15 protein-coding genes are annotated in these 16,499 nt (G+C 61.9%); 1 reads left to right on the top strand and 14 read right to left on the bottom strand.

From position 1 onward, the window contains the following. Positions 1-5 precede the first annotated feature (5 nt). Positions 6-1,871: a 1-deoxy-D-xylulose-5-phosphate synthase gene (dxs, locus tag C2U47_RS15265; RefSeq protein ID WP_010675383.1), complete on the top strand. Its 1,866-nt coding sequence runs from the start codon at positions 6-8 to the stop codon at positions 1,869-1,871. 221 nt (positions 1,872-2,092) lie between these two features. Here the strand turns inward: dxs and C2U47_RS15260 are convergent, their stop codons facing one another. The 14 genes from C2U47_RS15260 to glyA form a co-directional block, all read right to left on the bottom strand. Further along, a complete protein-coding gene (locus tag C2U47_RS15260) occupies positions 2,093-3,034 on the bottom strand; it encodes an ABC transporter permease (protein WP_029314771.1) in 942 nt (313 codons plus the stop codon). 3 nt (positions 3,035-3,037) lie between these two features. Continuing rightward, positions 3,038-4,012, bottom strand: a complete 975-nt coding sequence (locus C2U47_RS15255) for an ABC transporter permease (protein WP_010675385.1) — start codon at positions 4,010-4,012, stop codon at positions 3,038-3,040. A 96-nt stretch (positions 4,013-4,108) separates the two neighbouring features. Beyond that, positions 4,109-5,665, bottom strand: coding sequence for an ABC transporter substrate-binding protein (locus C2U47_RS15250; protein WP_010675386.1), 1,557 nt, complete (start codon positions 5,663-5,665; stop codon positions 4,109-4,111). A gap of 58 nt (positions 5,666-5,723) precedes the next feature. Next, positions 5,724-7,448: a dipeptide ABC transporter ATP-binding protein gene (locus tag C2U47_RS15245; protein ID WP_010675387.1), complete on the bottom strand. Its 1,725-nt coding sequence runs from the start codon at positions 7,446-7,448 to the stop codon at positions 5,724-5,726. A gap of 645 nt (positions 7,449-8,093) precedes the next feature. Continuing rightward, complete coding sequence (locus C2U47_RS15240) at positions 8,094-8,582, bottom strand: phosphatidylglycerophosphatase A family protein (protein WP_010675388.1); 489 nt, start codon at positions 8,580-8,582, stop codon at positions 8,094-8,096. Then, positions 8,579-9,538: a thiamine-phosphate kinase gene (gene thiL / locus C2U47_RS15235; RefSeq protein ID WP_029314772.1), complete on the bottom strand. Its 960-nt coding sequence runs from the start codon at positions 9,536-9,538 to the stop codon at positions 8,579-8,581. Before thiL ends, C2U47_RS15240 begins: the two co-directional genes overlap by 4 nt. A gap of 57 nt (positions 9,539-9,595) precedes the next feature. Beyond that, entirely contained in the window at positions 9,596-10,009 is a 414-nt protein-coding gene (gene nusB, locus C2U47_RS15230; protein WP_010675390.1) for a transcription antitermination factor NusB, read from the bottom strand. Positions 10,010-10,023: 14 nt separating this feature from the next. Beyond that, complete coding sequence (gene ribH / locus C2U47_RS15225) at positions 10,024-10,494, bottom strand: 6,7-dimethyl-8-ribityllumazine synthase (RefSeq protein ID WP_010675391.1); 471 nt, start codon at positions 10,492-10,494, stop codon at positions 10,024-10,026. 133 nt (positions 10,495-10,627) lie between these two features. After that, on the bottom strand, positions 10,628-11,737 hold the full coding sequence (ribBA, locus tag C2U47_RS15220) for a bifunctional 3,4-dihydroxy-2-butanone-4-phosphate synthase/GTP cyclohydrolase II (protein ID WP_010675392.1): 1,110 nt from the start codon (positions 11,735-11,737) through the stop codon (positions 10,628-10,630). A gap of 137 nt (positions 11,738-11,874) precedes the next feature. Further along, positions 11,875-12,528 (bottom strand): riboflavin synthase, encoded by a 654-nt coding sequence (locus C2U47_RS15215; RefSeq protein ID WP_010675393.1) that lies wholly within the window; start codon positions 12,526-12,528, stop codon positions 11,875-11,877. 55 nt (positions 12,529-12,583) lie between these two features. Next, complete coding sequence (ribD, locus tag C2U47_RS15210; RefSeq protein WP_010675394.1) at positions 12,584-13,693, bottom strand: bifunctional diaminohydroxyphosphoribosylaminopyrimidine deaminase/5-amino-6-(5-phosphoribosylamino)uracil reductase RibD; 1,110 nt, start codon at positions 13,691-13,693, stop codon at positions 12,584-12,586. Positions 13,694-13,970: 277 nt separating this feature from the next. Beyond that, positions 13,971-14,420, bottom strand: a complete 450-nt coding sequence (gene nrdR / locus C2U47_RS15205) for a transcriptional regulator NrdR (protein WP_010675395.1) — start codon at positions 14,418-14,420, stop codon at positions 13,971-13,973. A gap of 134 nt (positions 14,421-14,554) precedes the next feature. Next, positions 14,555-14,989, bottom strand: coding sequence for a hypothetical protein (locus C2U47_RS15200; RefSeq protein ID WP_010675396.1), 435 nt, complete (start codon positions 14,987-14,989; stop codon positions 14,555-14,557). Between the two features lie 87 nt (positions 14,990-15,076). Next, positions 15,077-16,330, bottom strand: a complete 1,254-nt coding sequence (gene glyA / locus C2U47_RS15195) for a serine hydroxymethyltransferase (RefSeq protein WP_010675397.1) — start codon at positions 16,328-16,330, stop codon at positions 15,077-15,079. Between the last annotated feature and the right edge of the window lie 169 nt (positions 16,331-16,499).

The raw sequence follows: 16,499 nt of genomic DNA, 5'->3' as shown, positions 1-16,499 counted from the left end.
ACAATATGAGCGTTGATATTAGCGATTTCCCCAACCTGGCCCTCGCGGACACGCCGGTCGATTTGCGATCCCTCCCCTTCGAGCGGCTGCCCGTGGTGTGCAACGAGCTGCGCGAGTATCTGCTGCGCTCGGTGAGCCGCTCCAGCGGCCACTTCGCCTCCGGCCTTGGCACCGTCGAGCTGACGGTCGCCCTGCACTATGTCTACAACACCCCCTTCGATCGGCTGGTGTGGGACGTAGGCCACCAGGCCTATCCCCACAAGATCCTGACCGGACGACGGGAGCGCATTCACACCATTCGCCAGAAAGATGGCCTGCACCCCTTCCCCTGGCGGGAAGAGAGCGAGTACGACGTGCTCAGCGTGGGCCACTCCAGCACCTCCATCGGGGCAGCGCTCGGCATGGCGGTGGCGGCCGAGAGCGAAGGGCTTGGCCGCAAGGTGGTCGCGGTCATCGGTGATGGCGCCATCACCGCCGGCATGGCCTTCGAGGCCCTCAATCACGCCGGCGACGTCCACAAGGACATGCTGGTGGTGCTCAATGACAACGAGATGTCCATCTCCGAGAACGTGGGGGCCCTGAACAATCACCTCGCCAGGCTGATGTCCGGCAAGCTCTACACCACCATTCGCGAGGGGGGCAAGAAGGTGCTGGCGGGTCTGCCGCCGGTCAAGGAGCTCGCCAAGCGGGCCGAGGAGCACCTCAAGGGCATGGTGGTACCCGGCACTCTGTTCGAGGAGTTCGGCTTCAACTACATCGGCCCCATCGACGGTCACGACATCCATGCCCTGGTCGAAACCCTGCGCAACATGCGCAACCTCAAGGGTCCCCAGCTGCTGCACGTCAAGACCAAAAAGGGCAAGGGCTACGAGCCGGCGGAAAAAGATCCCATCGGCTATCACGCCGTCCCCAAATTCAACCCGGATGACTGTGCCCTGCCCAAGAGTGCCGGTGGCAAACCCACCTTCTCCGCCATCTTCGGTCAGTGGCTGTGCGATATCGCCGCCAAGGACGAGCGCGTGGTCGGCATCACTCCCGCCATGCGCGAAGGCTCCGGTCTGGTGAAATTCAGCCAGCAATATCCGGATCGCTACTTCGACGTGGCCATCGCCGAGCAACATGCGGTCACCTTCGCCGCCGGTCTCGCCATCGCCGACCAGAAACCCGTGGTCGCCATCTATTCGAGCTTCCTGCAACGGGCCTATGACCAGCTGATCCACGACGTGGCGCTGCAGAACCTGCCGGTGCTCTTCGCCATCGACCGGGCCGGTCTGGTGGGGGCCGACGGCCCGACCCATCAGGGGGCGTTCGACATCAGCTTCCTGCGCACCGTGCCCAACATGGTGGTGATGACCCCGTCCGACGAGAACGAGTGCCGCCAGATGCTCTACACCGGCTATCTGTGCAACGGGCCAGTGGCGGTGCGCTACCCCCGTGGCAGCGGCACCGGTATCCAGGCCGAGAGCGAGATGCAGGCCCTGCCCCTCGGCAAGGGACGCGTCGTTCGCGAGGGCAAGGGGACCGCCATCCTGGCGTTCGGCACCCTGCTGCAACAGGCCAGAGCAGCCGCCGAGGCGCTGGATGCCACCCTGGTGGACATGCGCTTCGTCAAACCCATGGACGAGGCGCTGGTGCTCTCTCTGGCCGCCTCCCACGATCAGTTCGTCACCCTCGAGGACAACGCCATCATGGGCGGTGCAGGCTCTGCGGTGAACGAGCTGCTGATGGGCTGCAAGCAGTGCAAACCGGTGCTCAACCTCGGCCTGCCGGACCGCTTCATCGAGCAGGGCACCCAGGATGAGATCTACGCCCTGCTGGGGCTGGACAGCGTGGGCATTCAGACCCGCATCGAGAGCTGGCTGCAGGCCTGACAAGGGTTATCGCAAGCAATAAAAAAGGGCGCCTGATGGCGCCCTTTTTTGTTATTCACTGTGCCAGACCAACCCTGTTCAGATACTGTCGCGAGAAGGCCGTCAACAAGGTTACAAGCCGCTCAGGAACCGAGACATACATGAGCACTCCTTGGTTCTACATAAGCGAGCAGCACATGAACCTTGATCACGGCCTCGCAGCCAGTTCGTGGAAAGGTTTATCAGCCCTTGTAGATCTTCGGGTTGAACACATCCCGCAGCCAGTCACCCAGCAGGTTGATCACCAGCACCAGCACCACCAGGCAGAGGCCCGGGAAGGCGGTGATCCACCAGGATCCGGAGAAGATGTAGTTGAAGCCCACGCTGATGAGCGACCCCAGGGACGGTTGATCAACCGGCATCCCCAGACCCAGGAAGGAGAGGGCCGCCTCGCTCATGATGGCGTTCGCCACCTGCACGGTGGAGATGACCAGGATGGGCGACAGGCAGTTCGGCAGAATGTGGCGGAACATGATGCGCGGGGCGCGGAACCCCATCACCTGAGCCGCTTCAACATACTCCTTCTTCTTCTCCGCCAGCACGGAGGCGCGCACCGTCCGGGCATACTGGGGCCACTCGGCGATACCGATGATCACCACCAGCATCAGGATGGCGAACTTCGAGTAGAACTCGGAGCCAAAGGTCGCCTGGAAGATGGCGGAGATGATGATGGCCACCATCATGGTGGAGAACGACAGCTGCACATCGGCAAAGCGCATCAGCAGGTTGTCGATGCGACCACCAAAGTAACCGGCCATCAGACCGATGACGATACCGAGCACCAGCTGCAGCCCCACCGCGAACAGACCAATGGTCAGCGAGATGCGGGCACCATAGAGGATGGTGCTCCAGATGTCGCGTCCCTGGTTGTCGGTCCCGAGCCAGAAGCGGGCCTCGCCCCCTTCCAGCCAGGAGGGGGGCAGCTCCGCATCCATCAGATCGAAGCTGGTCTGGTCATAGACGTTGTGCGGTGCGATCCAGGGTGCCAGCAGGGCCGCCAGCACGAAGACCACAAACACCGCAAAGCTGAACATGGCTACCTTGTCCCGCAGGAAGTAGTAGACGATGTCGGAATTTTTGAAGCGTGCCCAACGGCTTGGGCTTGCAGTTACAGCATTAGTCATCTGTTACCCCTTGGCGGTCAGGTTGACGGTCGGGTTGATCAACCCGTAGAGCAGGTCGACCAGGGTATTGGTCACCACGAAGATCAGGCCCACGAAGATGACGTAGGCGGTGATCAGCGGCGTATCGACCCGGTGGATCGCCTCAAGGAAGAGGAAGCCGGTCCCCGGCCACTGGAACACGCTCTCGGTCAAGATGGTGTAGGCCACCATGGTCCCGATCTGCACACCGCCCACCGTGATGACCGGCAGCATGGTGTTCTTCAGGGCGTGCTGGTAGTAGACCTTGTTGTTGTCCAGCCCCTTGGCACGGGCAAACTTGACGTACTCGGAGGAGAGCTGCTCCAGCATCTCCGAGCGCACCAGCCGGATGAACAGCGGCAGCATGATGGACGAGAGGGAGACCGCAGGCAGCACCAGGTGCAGGATACCGTCCCAGGTGAAGAATCCCGACTCCCAGCCCAGCAGGTTGTAAGTCTCGCCACGGCCATAGGCAGGCAGCCAGCCCAGCTGGATGGAGAAGAGGTACATCAGCATGATGGCGGTCAGGAAGACCGGGATCGAGATGCCGATGCTGCTCACCGCCATGATGAGCTTGGTCAGGAAACTGCGCGGTCTTATCGCCGAATAAACCCCCAGCGGAATGGAGACCACGACGATGATGAGCGCGGCGGCAAACACCAGCTCAAGGGTAGCCACCAGCTTGTCGAGGATAACCTCGAGGGCTGGTCGCTTGAAGAAATAGGAAGTGCCCAGATCCCCGTGTACCGCGTTCTTCAAGAAGCGGCTGTATTTCACGAGGAAGGGATCATTGAGTCCCATCTTGTCGCGCAGCTCCTGGCGCACGGACTCGGAGACGGATTGTCCCACCAGCTCGCGCAGCGGATCCCCCAGGTTGTCCTGGATGGAGAAGGCGACCAGGCTGATGACGAACATCACTATCACGGCCTGATAGAACCGTTTCAGCAGGAATGTAAACATGCTTGTCCTTCTACGTGGCCTGTGTCTTGGCACAGGCTTCTGTTAATGGCGGGGCAACCATGGGTGCCCCGCCGGGTCCTTCCTTAAACGCTTCGCTTACTTGTTGACCACCAGGTCACCCAGATAAGGGAAGTTCATCACGTTGACCACCGGCTTGATGTCGACGTTCTTCTTGGCACCGTAGGCCAGGTCTTCCCAGTGCAGCGGCACATAGGCAGCGTCGTCGATCAGCATGGCTTCCACCTTCTGCAGGATGGCGGCACGCTTGGCAGGATCGGTCTCGGTGTTGGCTTCCATCACCATCTTGTCAGCTTCTGCGTTGGCATAACCGCCGCAGTTGTACTGACCCATGCCGGTCTTGGCATCCTTGGTGAAGGTCAGGAACTCGAAGAAGTTCGCACTGTCTTCGGTGTCGGAGTGCCAGCCGATCAGCTGCATGTCAGCGGCGCACTTGTCAAACTCCGGCCAGTACTGGGCCACCGGCATGGTCTTCAGATCCACCTTGATGTTGATCTTGGACAGCATGGCGGAGACGGCCTGGGCAATCTTGACGTCGTTGACGTAGCGGGCAGCCGGGGAGATGAAGCTCATCTTGAAGCCCTTCTCGTAACCGGCTTCCTTCATCAGCTCCTTGGCCTTGGCCAGATCATACTGGGGCTTGAGCGCCTCGTTGTAGCCTGCGTAGCCTTTCGGGCTCAGCTGGCCGGCCGGGGTACCGAAGCCCTTGTTGATCTTGTCGACGATGCCCACCTGGTTGATGGCGTAGTTGATCGCCTGACGCACGCGCTTGTCTTTCAGCGCCGGGTTGGTGTTCTGGTTCAGCTCGATGATGATGGCACGGGTACCGGACAGGGTGACCAGCTGGGAATCCTTGCCGTTCTTCACGCGCTCCAGATCGTTCGGGGCAACCGGGTAGATCATGTCCACGTCGCCGCCCAGCAGGGCTGCAACACGGGTGGCGTCTTCCTTGATCGGTACCACGGTCAGGTTTTCGACGTTGCCCTTGGAGGCCTTGTCCCAGTAGTTGGCGTTGCGCACGTATTCCAGCTTCACGCCCTGCTCGCGGAACTTGACGCTGAACGGACCGGTACCGGAGACATTGGTGGAGGCGAAGGAGTCACCGTTCTTCACGATCTCGGCCTTGTCCTTGCCCGCCTCGGTCTTGCCGCTATAGAACTTGGAGTCCATCGGGAAGATGTAGGTGACGGTCTGCAGCACCAGCGGGAACGGCTTGGCGGTGACGAGATCCACGGTGAAATCATCCACCTTCTTGGCTTCGGCGATGGGGTCGAAGATCGCCTTGAAGTCCGGGGAGGCCTTCAGACGGTTGACGGTCCATACCACGTCATCGGCGGTGAAGTCGTTGCCGGAGTGGAACTTCACACCCTTGCGCAGGTGGAAACGGACGGTCTTGTCGTCGATGCGCTCATACTTCTCGGCCAGACGCGGCTCGAACTGCAGATCCTGGGTGTAACGCATCAGGGGGTCGAACACCAGGTGAGACATCTCCAGGGTCTGACCGGAGAGCTGCTCCTGCGGGTCCAGAGAGGTGGCGTCGGACGCGACGGCGACCTTGATGTCGGCAGCAGAAACGTTGAACGCGAGACCAGCGGCGAACAGCGCCATGGCGATCTTGGATAATCCTTTCTTCATGTCTTTCTCCATGCTTTTGGCTTTTTATTGACAGACAAACCGGCGAACCGGTGCTTTCCTAGCTTGCGATTTCCAGCCCCTCGCGGGACATTCCCTTGAATTCCGGCATGAGGGAGATCAGCTTGCGGCTGTACTCATGCTCGGCATTGGTGAACAGTTTCTCGGTCTCGGCCACTTCCACCAGATGACCGTGCTGCATCACACCGATGCGGTCGCACATCTGACGGATGACCGGCAGATCGTGACTGATGAACAGCATGGTGAGCCCAAGCTCCTGTTGCAAGTCTTTGAGCAGGTTGAGGATCTGGGCCTGCACCGAGACATCCAGCGCCGAGGTGGGCTCGTCGCAGATGAGGAAGCGCGGGCGGGTCGCCAGGGCGCGGGCAATGGAGATGCGCTGGCGCTGGCCACCGGAGAACTCGTGGGGATACTTGACCCCGGCGCCGCGGCCCAGGCCCACGTGATCCAGCAGGTCCCCGACGATCTGCTCTATCTGCCGCTCGCTCTCGGCGAGGCGGTGGAAGCGGATCGGCTCGGCGATGATGTCACGCACCTTCATGCGCGGGTTCATCGAAGAGTACGGGTTCTGGAACACCATCTGCATCTGGCGGCGCAGGGGGCGACGCTCGTGCTCCCCTTTCAGGGCGGTGAGATCGATCCCCTCGAAGACAATCTTGCCGGTATCAGGCGGATAGAGCCCGGTGATGGCACGGGCGATGGTGGATTTGCCGGAGCCCGACTCCCCCACCAGGCCGAAGGTCTCACCCTCGAAGATTTCGAAGCTGATGTTGTTGCAGGCGCGCACGTACTGGCGGCGGCTCGGGAAGATGGAATCCTTGGTGACGAACTTCAGATCCACGTTCTCCACCCGCAGCAGCGCACCTTCATAGGTGCGCTCGTCCTGACTCTGGCCGAGCCAGTGGGTCTTGAGATCGATGCTGGTATCCGCCGCACCGGCATCCTCGATATAGGAGACCAGGGGGAAGCGCACCAGCTTCACATCCGAGCGGGGCACCGCCGAGATGAGGCTGCGGGTATAGGGGTGATTGGGGCGGCCCAGCACCTGTTCGGTGGTGCCGAACTCCACCAGATCGCCGCGGTACATCACCGCCACCTTGTCGGTGACGTTGGAGACCACACCCATGTCATGGGTCACCAGCATGCAGCCTACCTGGCGCTCTTTGCACAGGTTGCGGATGAGCTGGAGGATCTGATCCTGGATGGAGACGTCCAGCGCCGTGGTCGGCTCATCGGCGATGATGAGCTCGGGATCCCCGGAGAGGGCGATGGCGATCACCACCCGCTGGCGCATGCCACCGGAGAACTGGTGAGGATACTGCTTGATGCGCACGTCCGGGTTCGGGATCCCCACCGCCCCCATCAGCTCGAGGGCCTTGGCAAAGGCCGCCTCGCGGGACAGGTCGGTGTTGGCGAGGATGGTCTCCACCAGCTGCTGCTCCACGGTGAACAGCGGATTGAGGGAGGTCATGGGATCCTGGAAGATGAAACCGATGCGCGAGCCACGAATGGCCCGCATCTCGTTCTGGCTCTTGCCGGAGATGAGCTCGCCGTTGAGGTAGATGTCACCACGGGCGATGCGACCGGGCGGGCTCAACAGATCGATGACGGCGTTGCCGATAGTGGATTTGCCAGCGCCGGACTCACCGACGACGCCGACGATCTCGCCCTTTTCAACAGAAAAAGAGAGATCCTTGACCGCGGCAAGCACCCCGTAGCGGGAGGGGTACTCGATCCGCAAGTTTTTGACTTCAAGCAAGGACATGGTTACCTCTGCGGGGGACATCCGTCCCAAATAATTCGTCCGTAAATCAGCCGCAGATGCTGGTTGTGCCTTGGTACTGCTCGAGAGCCGTTGTTGTGTAATTAACGCTCAATCCATGAGGCAGCCAAACCAGCGATCCGGGCGGGTTTTTTGCATTTTTTTGGAATAACCCGCGAGTAAGTTAGTCGGTTTGCCCGCGGGTGTAAATGATCCAGTTATACAATTTCGCAATACTTTGCCCAGAGAATGCCGACACCCTGGGGTTAAAATGTCGATAAAAGTCACATTACCAGAGATTACGCTGGCAATGCGAGACCATCAACCAATTATGTTTCAACAAAATAGCAACAAACCATCTTATTCACTATCAGCATTATGCTGGCCAGCCTCGAATGAGTAGTGAATATTTATGTGAAATGATTTTTTGACGGCAGCATATCCGGAGTAAGGAAAAATAGGCAGAGCTAAATAGGGACAATGCAGAAGGATCAACCTGGGCCACAGGCCCGCCGGCACGGCAAGCCGGGAGGGATTGCATACAAAAAAACGCAGGCCCCTCAGGGCATGCGTGTGCGGTATATCCGGCCTCTTTGCAAGAGGAGAGGAGTGAAAAACAGCGAGAGGGCGTTCGGGAGCCACCTCCCCTCACCAGTGGGCAAGCAGTTGCATGCAGGCCAGGGCGAACAGGCCGGCAATGAGATCGTCCAGCATGATGCCAAGCCCGCCGTGAATGCGGCGATCGAACCAGGAGATGGGCCAGGGCTTGAGCACGTCGAACAGGCGAAACAGCACGAAGCCCGCCAGCACCCACTCCCAGCCGGCCGGGGCCGCAATCATGGTGACCCCGAATCCGATGACCTCGTCCCAGACGATAGCCCCGTGATCCGGCATCCCGATGGCGTCGGTGGCGCTCTGGCAGATGCGGATGCCCGCCACGAAACCCACCACCAGCAGGGCGATGAACCAGGAGGTCGGCAGCCCGCTCACCAAGAGATAGAGCGGGATGGCTGCCAGGGTCCCCATGGTGCCCGGCGCCTTGGGGGAGAGGCCGGAGCCAAACCCCACCGCCAGAAAGTGGAGCGGGTTTTTAAGGTTCAGCCGCGTCAGCTCGGGCTTTATCTTGAAAGACATCATGCGAAGTGATCCCAGCCCTTGAGGTGCAGTTCGACGGATTGTTCGTCCTGCAGGTAGTCGATGCCAGGCTCCCCGGCCAGGATGCGACCGATGCGGGTGAACTTCACGCCACAATTGGCCAGCGCCGTGTCCAGGGCGCCGTGATGCTCCTGGGGCACGGTGAAGCAGAGCTCGTAGTCGTCGCCCCCGGCCAGGGCCAGCTGCCAGGCATCCATGGCCGGCACCGCATCCTGCAACACGGGGGAGAGGGGCAGCAGATTGAGATCGATCTGGGCCCGCACACCGGACGCCTTGAGGATGTGGCCGAGATCGGACGCCAGGCCGTCTGAGAGATCCAGGGCGCTGCTGGCCAGCCCGCGCAGGGCCTGACCGGCCAGGATGCGGGGATGGGGATGGTCGAGGCGCGGCAACACGGCCGCCAGCTGGTTCTCGTTGAGGGTGCGCTTGCCCAGCAGGTGGGAGAGCGCCAGGGCGGCATCTCCCAGGGTACCGGTCACGTAGACCCCGTCACCGGCCTTGGCGCCGCTGCGCATCAGGGCGCGACCTGCCGGGACAGATCCTTTCACCGAGACGGTGATGGAGAGGGGCCCGCGGGTCATGTCTCCCCCCACCAGCGCCACGTTGTAGTACTCGGCGAGCTCGAGGAACCCTTCGGCGAAACCGGCGACCCAGCGCTCGTTGATGGCGGGCAGGGTCAGGGCCAGGGAGACCCAGCGCGGCTCGGCACCCATGGCGGCCAGATCGGAGAGATTGACCGCCAGCGCCTTGTAGCCGAGATCCACCGGATCCATGTCGGGGAAGAAGTGCACGCCGCTCACCAGGGTGTCCGTGCTCACCGCCAACTGGGCGTCGGGGGGCAGGGTCAGCAGGGCACAGTCATCTCCAGGGCCCATCACCACGTCCTTGCGGGCGTGGGGGACCTTGAAGTACTTCTCAATCAGCTCAAATTCACCCATACAGTAAAAAGCCAGCAATAAGCTGGCTCCTCTCTTAATTGCTGACGGACAGCAGGATCAGCGCTTGGGCAGCGTCTTGATCACCTTGTCCAGGACGCCGTTGACAAACTTGTGGCTGTCATCGGCGGCGAAGGCTTTGGCCAGCTCGATCGCTTCGTTGATCACCACGCGCGGCGGCACATCTTCACGACGGGTCAGCTCGTAGGTCGCCAGACGCAGGATCGCCTTGTCCACCATGTCCACTTCTTCCAGCGGACGGGAGAGGAAAGGCGCGAACACCTTGTCCAGCTCGTTGCAGTGGACCGCTACCCCGAACAGCAGATCGCGGAAATAGTTCAGGTCCACACCCTTGGTGTCCTGATCGATCTTGAACTGCTCTTCGATGTCGCCCACGTTGGCCTGGGTCATCTGCCACTGGTAGATGGCCTGGGTGGCGCAATGGCGGGCCTTACGGCGCTCGGACGGTTTCAATGCATTTCTCCTCGTTACACGTCCAGTTGTTTCAGGACGTTGATCATTTCGAGCGCGCTCAGTGCAGCCTCTGCACCCTTGTTACCCGCCTTGGTACCGGCGCGTTCGATGGCTTGTTCAATGTTTTCGGTGGTCAGCACGCCGAAGGCAACGGGAATGTCGTATTCCATCATTACCTGGGCCAGACCCTTGCCGTTCTCGCTCGCTACCAGTTCGAAGTGGTAGGTACCGCCGCGGATGACGGTGCCGAGTGCGACGATGGCGTCGTATTGACCGCTCTTGGCCAGCTTCTTGGCCGCCAGGGGAATTTCGACGGCCCCCGGTACGCGCACCAGGGTCAGATTGCTCTCCTGGACCTGACCTTGACGCTTCAGCACGTCCAGCGCGCCGTTCACCAGGCTGTCATTGATGAAGCTGTTGAAACGGGCAACGACAATAGCAACACGCGCCTCGGGAGCGGCGATATTTCCTTCGATAATCTTCATTGGAAATCCTGTCTCTGTGCAATCAATTAGGGGCCGGGCTCAAAAGTGCACGCATTCTAGCACAACAGAGCCGCGACAAAAAACCATGGCCGCAACGGGCGGCCATGGTGATGAATTCAACCGTACGCAGCGCTTACTCGCCGACGTACTCCACCACTTCCAGACCAAAGCCACCGAGGGCATGGTACTTCTTGGGGGAGCTCAACAAGCGCATCTTGCCGACCCCCAGCGCCTTGAGGATCTGGGAGCCGACGCCGACCCGGCGCGAGGTGCCCTGCCACTTGGCCCCTTCCGGTGCCAGCCCCTTGTCGGCGGCTTCAAAACCCTTGACCCTGGCCAGCAGCTCGGCGCCATGGGCTTCCGCCCCCAGGATCACCAGCACCCCGCCCTCGTCGGCGATGCGGGCCATGGATTTGGGCAGCGGCCAGCTGCGGGCGCTGTGGCGGTCGGTGAGCAGCAGATCGCTCAGCACGTCGTGCAGGTGCACCCGTACCAGGGTCGGCTGGTCGGCCTTCACGTCCCCTTTCTTCAGGGCGAAGTGCACCTGGTTGTCGATGGTGTCGCGGAAGGTGACGAGGTCGAACTCGCCGTATTCGGTGGGCAACTTGCACTCGGCCACCTTCTCTACCGTGGTCTCGTGCTGGTTGCGGTATTCGATAAGGTCGGCAATGGTGCCGAGCTTGATGCCGTGCTCCTCGGCGAAGATCTCGAGATCCGGGCGCCGGGCCATGGTGCCGTCTTCGTTGAGGATCTCGACGATGACGGAGGCAGGCTCGAAGCCGGCCAGCCGTGCCAGATCGCAGCCCGCTTCGGTGTGGCCGGCGCGGGTCAGCACACCGCCATCCTGCGCCATCAGCGGGAAGATGTGGCCGGGCTGCACCAGATCGGCGGCCTTGGCATGGGGCGCCACCGCGGCCTGCACGGTGACGGCGCGGTCGGCGGCGGAGATGCCGGTGGTCACCCCTTCCGCCGCCTCGATGGAGACGGTGAAGGCGGTGGAGAACTGGGCATTGTTGCGATCGACCATCAGCGGCAGCGCCAGCTGCTTGCAGCGATCCCGGGTCAGGGTCAGGCAGATGAGGCCACGACCGTAGCGCGCCATGAAGTTGATGTCTTCCGGGCGGACACAGGAGGCGGCCATGATCAGGTCCCCTTCGTTCTCCCTGTCTTCGTCATCCATCAGGATCACCATCTTGCCAGCCTTGATATCGGCAATGATTTCCTGGGTCGTGCTCAGCGCCATGGGCTACTCCATCAACATGCTTGGGGATTGAGCCAGTCGGCTCGACTTGATACTGCGTATTGTGCTCTAGATGGGGGCACGCGGCCCCGTTTCAATCCGCGCGGGATCACAGAACCGCGTTTTCCCGTCAAAACGGCTCACAAGAATCCGGACTGGGCCAGCTTCTCCAGGGTCAGGGTAGAAGCACTGCTCTGCTCGCGCTTGCCCGTCATCAGCCGCTCCAGATAGCGGGCTATCTGGTCCACCTCGAGATTGACCCGGTAGCCGGGTTTCCAGCGGGCGATGGTGGTCTCCTGGGCGGTGTGGGGCACGATGGTCAGCCGGAACAGATCCCCCTGCACGGCGTTGACGGTGAGGCTGATGCCATCCACCGCAATCGACCCCTTCTCGGCGATGTAGCGGGAGAGTTCCCCCGGCGCCTTGATCCAGTATTCGATGGCGCGGCCGCTGGACGATTTGCTCTTCACCTCGCCGATACCGTCCACGTGGCCGGAGACCAGGTGGCCGCCGAGGCGGGAGGTGGGCATCAACGCCTTCTCGAGGTTGACCGGATCCCCCACCTTGGCGGCAGAAAAACCGGTGCGGGAGAGGGTTTCCAGGGAGACGTCGGCGGTGTAGCTGTGATCCCCAAGCGCCACCACGGTGAGACAGACGCCGTTGGTGGCGATGGAGTCGCCCAGCTTGACGTCACTGAAGCCCAGGGTCGGCGCGTGCACGGTGAGGGCCATGTCCTCCCCCTGGCGACGCAGCTCGGCCAGGGTTCCCACCGCTTCGATAATTCCGGTAAACATGCAGATCACCTTGCTGATGACGGGGGCGATGGATGCCCCCGTGAACATTGAAAAATCAGGCTATTTTCGCAGTGATGCGAATATCCTGGCCAAGCATGCGCACATCCTTGAGGTTGAGTTTGGGAGCCTGGAACAGCCGGGTCAGCCCCGGCAGATGGAACAGGCCGCGCCCCTCATCCCCCATCAGTTTGGGCGCCTGATAGAGCACCAGCTCGTCCACCAGCCCCTTCTCCAGCAGGGCGCCGCACAGCCGCGGCCCCGCCTCCACCAGTACCGAGTTGACGTTCTGTTTGGCCAGCAGCATGAAGAGGCTGACCAGATCCAGCTTGCCATCCAGCAGCGGCACCTCCAGCTGCTGCACCCAGGCGGGCCACTCACCGGATGCCTTGTGGCGGGCCAGCAATACCGGGCTCTCGCTCTGGAACAGGGGCAGATCCGGGGTGAGCCGGTTTTGCGAATCCACGATGACCCGCAGTGGCTGGCGCAGGGTCTCTTTGGGATAGACCGCCTTGACCGAGGGGGGCAGCTCGTCCCAGCGCACGGTGAGGGAGGCGCCATCTGCCAGCACGGTCTCGGCGCTGGAGAGGACCGCATCGTGACGGGCCCGCAGCCGCTGCACGTCCCGGCGCGCCTCCGCAGAGGTGATCCACTGGCTCTCGCCACTCGCCATGGCGGTGCGACCATCCAGGCTCGCCCCCAGCTTGACCGTCACCAGCGGAAACGCGGTGCGCATCCGCTTGAAGAAACCGGGATTGAGGGCCTCGGCTTCTGCGGCCAGCAGGCCGAAATCGGTCTTGATCCCCGCCTCAGAGAGCATCCGCAGGCCACGCCCGCCCACCTGGGGATTGGGATCCACCATGGCGGCGACCACCCGGGTCACCCCGGCCTTGATGAGCGCCTCGGCGCAGGGCGGCGTGCGACCATGATGGGAGCAGGGCTCCAGGGTCACATAGGCGGTGGCACCGCGGGCCTCTTCCCCTGCCGCGTGCAGAGCATAGACCTCGGCATGGGGCTCACCGGCCCGCTTGTGCCAGCCCTCCCCCACCACCACGCCGGCCTTCACCAGCACGGCGCCGACGCAGGGGTTGGGGGCCGTGGTGTAACGGCCGCGCCGGGCCAGTTCGAGGGCCCGGCTCATCCATTGGTAATCGTCTTGACTAAACATCCGGGCTCCTGTGTCCAGCAACCTGTCCCCGGTGGCACGGCCATCCGATGGGACAAGAAAATAGGGTGTACGCGCTTGCCGCACGCCTTCTCGGGCAGATCGGCCATGGCATCTGACGCCATGGCGACGGGCACACACATCGCAGGATGCGGCCGCACGCCCTCATACTTTTTCACCAGTGCAACGATGCGCTATCTAGATGTCTCACTGGTGTGACAACTGGCGCTGCCGCAACGGCAGGCCCTCTCTTATTCACATAGGGAGCCGCAGGCCGGCGTTACTTCTCCAGCTTGGCGATCTCTTCCCCGAATTCGCGAATGTCTTCAAAGCTGCGGTAGACGGAGGCAAAGCGGATGTAGGCCACCTTGTCCAGGCTCTTGAGCTCATCCATCACCAGATTGCCCACCAATTGGGAGGCCACCTCCCGCTCACCGGTGGCCCGCAGGCGGGACTTGATGTGGTTGACCGCCTTCTCGATGGCCTCCATGCTCACCGGCCGCTTCTCCAGCGCCCGCAGAATGCCGGCCCGCAGTTTGTCTTCGTTGAAGGGCTCGCGGGAGCCGTTGGACTTGATGACGCGGGGCATGACCAGTTCGGCCATTTCGAAGGTGGTAAAACGCTCGTGACAGAGCAGGCATTCGCGACGGCGGCGCACCTGATGGCCCTCGGCCACCAGACGGGAATCGATCACCTTGGTATCAACGGCACTACAGAAAGGGCAATGCATCTGACCTCCGGCGTGGATGAAAATGGGCGCGGGCCCCGGGGGCTGGCGCTAGGCCGGCCAGTGTAACACGGCCATCCAGAACCGGTAAAAGCCCATGAAAACAAGGGACAACCAGCCAGACCTTCGGGCAGGACTCAGTCGTCATAGGGCAACGCCTCGGGGTCGCAATCCTGGTAATCGGGGGCAGGATCCGCCGCGAACCGGCGAGCAGCCACATGGCTGTGACCCAGCATCAGCGCCTTGCCCACCCGGTGCATGCCATCCATCACCCGACCGGCGCTGTCCAGCAGGATGGGATAGGCGAGATCCGCCGCCATCATGAGCTGGCAATGCGCCACCACGCTGCGCACCGTGGGCGTGGCGTCGCCATGGCCGTACCAGTGGTCGCGGTCAAGCTCGGCAATCTCGCCGAGTGCCACCGCCTGCACCGGCAGGTTGCGGCTCAGCCGGATCAAGCGGCGCACATCCCAGGCCAGCAGTCCCTGTTCGCTGGCGCGAAAGTGGTACAGGGCGCGAACCGTCTGCCGCAGTGACGCCTCCAGCACGTCCTCTTCCATGTCATCGCACATGATCACCTCTGTCTCATCTTGCCAGACGCTGCAAAAAACAATGCCACCCGAGGGTGGCATTGGTCTTCAACCTGAAGGTCAGGCTGATTATGCGTAGACCGGGAAGCGGCGGCAGATGTCCAGCACCTTCTCGCGCACAGTCGCCAGCACTTCTTCATTGTCGTGGCTGTCCAGCACGTCGCAGATCCAGTTGGCCAACTGAATGGACTCGGCTTCCTTGAAGCCGCGGCGGGTAATGGCCGGGGTGCCGATACGCACGCCGGAGGTCACGAACGGGGAACGCGGGTCGTTCGGTACGGAGTTCTTGTTGACGGTGATGTTGGCTTTGCCGAGGGCTGCGTCAGCATCTTTGCCGGTCAGCTCGCGACCGATCAGGTCAACCAGCATCAGATGGTTGTCGGTACCGCCGGAGACGATCTTGTAGCCGCGCTCGATAAAGGTCGCCGCCATGGCCTTGGCGTTCTTCACGACCTGGGCCTGGTAGGTCTTGAACTCGGGCTCCAGCGCTTCCTTGAAGGCCACGGCCTTGCCGGCGATGACGTGCATCAGCGGGCCGCCCTGACCACCCGGGAAGACGGCGGAGTTCAGCTTCTTGTACAGATCTTCGTCGTCGGCGGCGGAGAGGATCAGACCACCGCGCGGACCGGCCAGGGTCTTGTGGGTGGTGGAGGTGACCACGTGAGCGTGGGGCACCGGGTTCGGGTAGACGCCGGCGGCAATCAGACCGGCCACGTGGGCCATGTCCACGAACAGGTAAGCACCGATCTTGTCGGCGATTTCGCGCATGCGGGCCCAGTCGACGATGCCGGAGTAGGCGGAGAAGCCGCCGATCATCATCTTCGGCTTGTGCTCAACGGCCAGGCGCTCCATCTCGTCGTAGTCGATCTTGCCGGACTCGTCGATGCCGTAGGGGATGATGTTGTACAGCTTGCCGGAGAAGTTGACGGGGGAGCCGTGGGTCAGGTGACCGCCGTGGGCCAGGTTCATGCCGAGCACGGTGTCGCCCGGTTGCAGCAGGGCCATGTAGACGGCGCTGTTGGCCTGAGAGCCGGAGTGCGGCTGCACGTTGGCGTAGGTGGCACCGAACAGCTCTTTGGCGCGCTCGATGGCCAGGGTTTCAACCACATCCACATACTCGCAACCGCCGTAGTAACGCTTGGCCGGGTAGCCTTCGGCGTACTTGTTGGTCAACTGGGAGCCCTGGGCTTCCATGACGCGGGGGCTGGTGTAGTTCTCGGACGCAATCAGCTCGATGTGCTCTTCCTGACGACGGGTCTCGTCTGTGATGGCCTGCCACAGCTCTGGATCATAGCCGGCGATGGTCATGTCACGTTTCAACATCCGTTTATCTCCTGAAAATCGTTTGCGCGATAGGTGAAGTGGGCCCGCGCATTGTAACGTGAGCTGGATCAAAGAGACAGTCCAACCACCCAAAAAATTGTTTATAAAATGTAAAATACGTCGCAAATTTCGAATCCCGCCCCCTGGCTTCGCTCATCCCCCGGCCTCC

Source organism: Aeromonas sp. ASNIH7 (assembly GCF_002903485.1).
Classification (GTDB): domain Bacteria; phylum Pseudomonadota; class Gammaproteobacteria; order Enterobacterales; family Aeromonadaceae; genus Aeromonas; species Aeromonas caviae.
The sequence above is the reverse complement of the archived record's forward strand: the minus strand, read 5'-3'. Positions and strand labels throughout refer to the sequence as shown.

Bases quoted from the DNA above. Each gene is read 5' to 3' on its own strand.
- ribD (WP_010675394.1), bottom strand. From the start codon at position 13,693: ATGTTTAGTCAAGACGATTACCAATGGATGAGCCGGGCCCTCGAACTG.
- C2U47_RS15245 (WP_010675387.1), bottom strand. From the start codon at position 7,448: ATGTCCTTGCTTGAAGTCAAAAACTTGCGGATCGAGTACCCCTCCCGC.
- C2U47_RS15200 (WP_010675396.1), bottom strand. From the start codon at position 14,989: ATGTGCGATGACATGGAAGAGGACGTGCTGGAGGCGTCACTGCGGCAG.
- C2U47_RS15255 (WP_010675385.1), bottom strand. From the start codon at position 4,012: ATGTTTACATTCCTGCTGAAACGGTTCTATCAGGCCGTGATAGTGATG.
- ribBA (WP_010675392.1), bottom strand. From the start codon at position 11,737: ATGGCGCTGAGCACGACCCAGGAAATCATTGCCGATATCAAGGCTGGC.
- C2U47_RS15215 (WP_010675393.1), bottom strand. From the start codon at position 12,528: ATGTTTACCGGAATTATCGAAGCGGTGGGAACCCTGGCCGAGCTGCGT.
- glyA (WP_010675397.1), bottom strand. From the start codon at position 16,330: ATGTTGAAACGTGACATGACCATCGCCGGCTATGATCCAGAGCTGTGG.
- C2U47_RS15240 (WP_010675388.1), bottom strand. From the start codon at position 8,582: ATGATGTCTTTCAAGATAAAGCCCGAGCTGACGCGGCTGAACCTTAAA.
- thiL (WP_029314772.1), bottom strand. From the start codon at position 9,538: ATGGGTGAATTTGAGCTGATTGAGAAGTACTTCAAGGTCCCCCACGCC.
- nrdR (WP_010675395.1), bottom strand. From the start codon at position 14,420: ATGCATTGCCCTTTCTGTAGTGCCGTTGATACCAAGGTGATCGATTCC.
- C2U47_RS15250 (WP_010675386.1), bottom strand. From the start codon at position 5,665: ATGAAGAAAGGATTATCCAAGATCGCCATGGCGCTGTTCGCCGCTGGT.
- dxs (WP_010675383.1), top strand. From the start codon at position 6: ATGAGCGTTGATATTAGCGATTTCCCCAACCTGGCCCTCGCGGACACG.
- C2U47_RS15260 (WP_029314771.1), bottom strand. From the start codon at position 3,034: ATGACTAATGCTGTAACTGCAAGCCCAAGCCGTTGGGCACGCTTCAAA.
- ribH (WP_010675391.1), bottom strand. From the start codon at position 10,494: ATGAAGATTATCGAAGGAAATATCGCCGCTCCCGAGGCGCGTGTTGCT.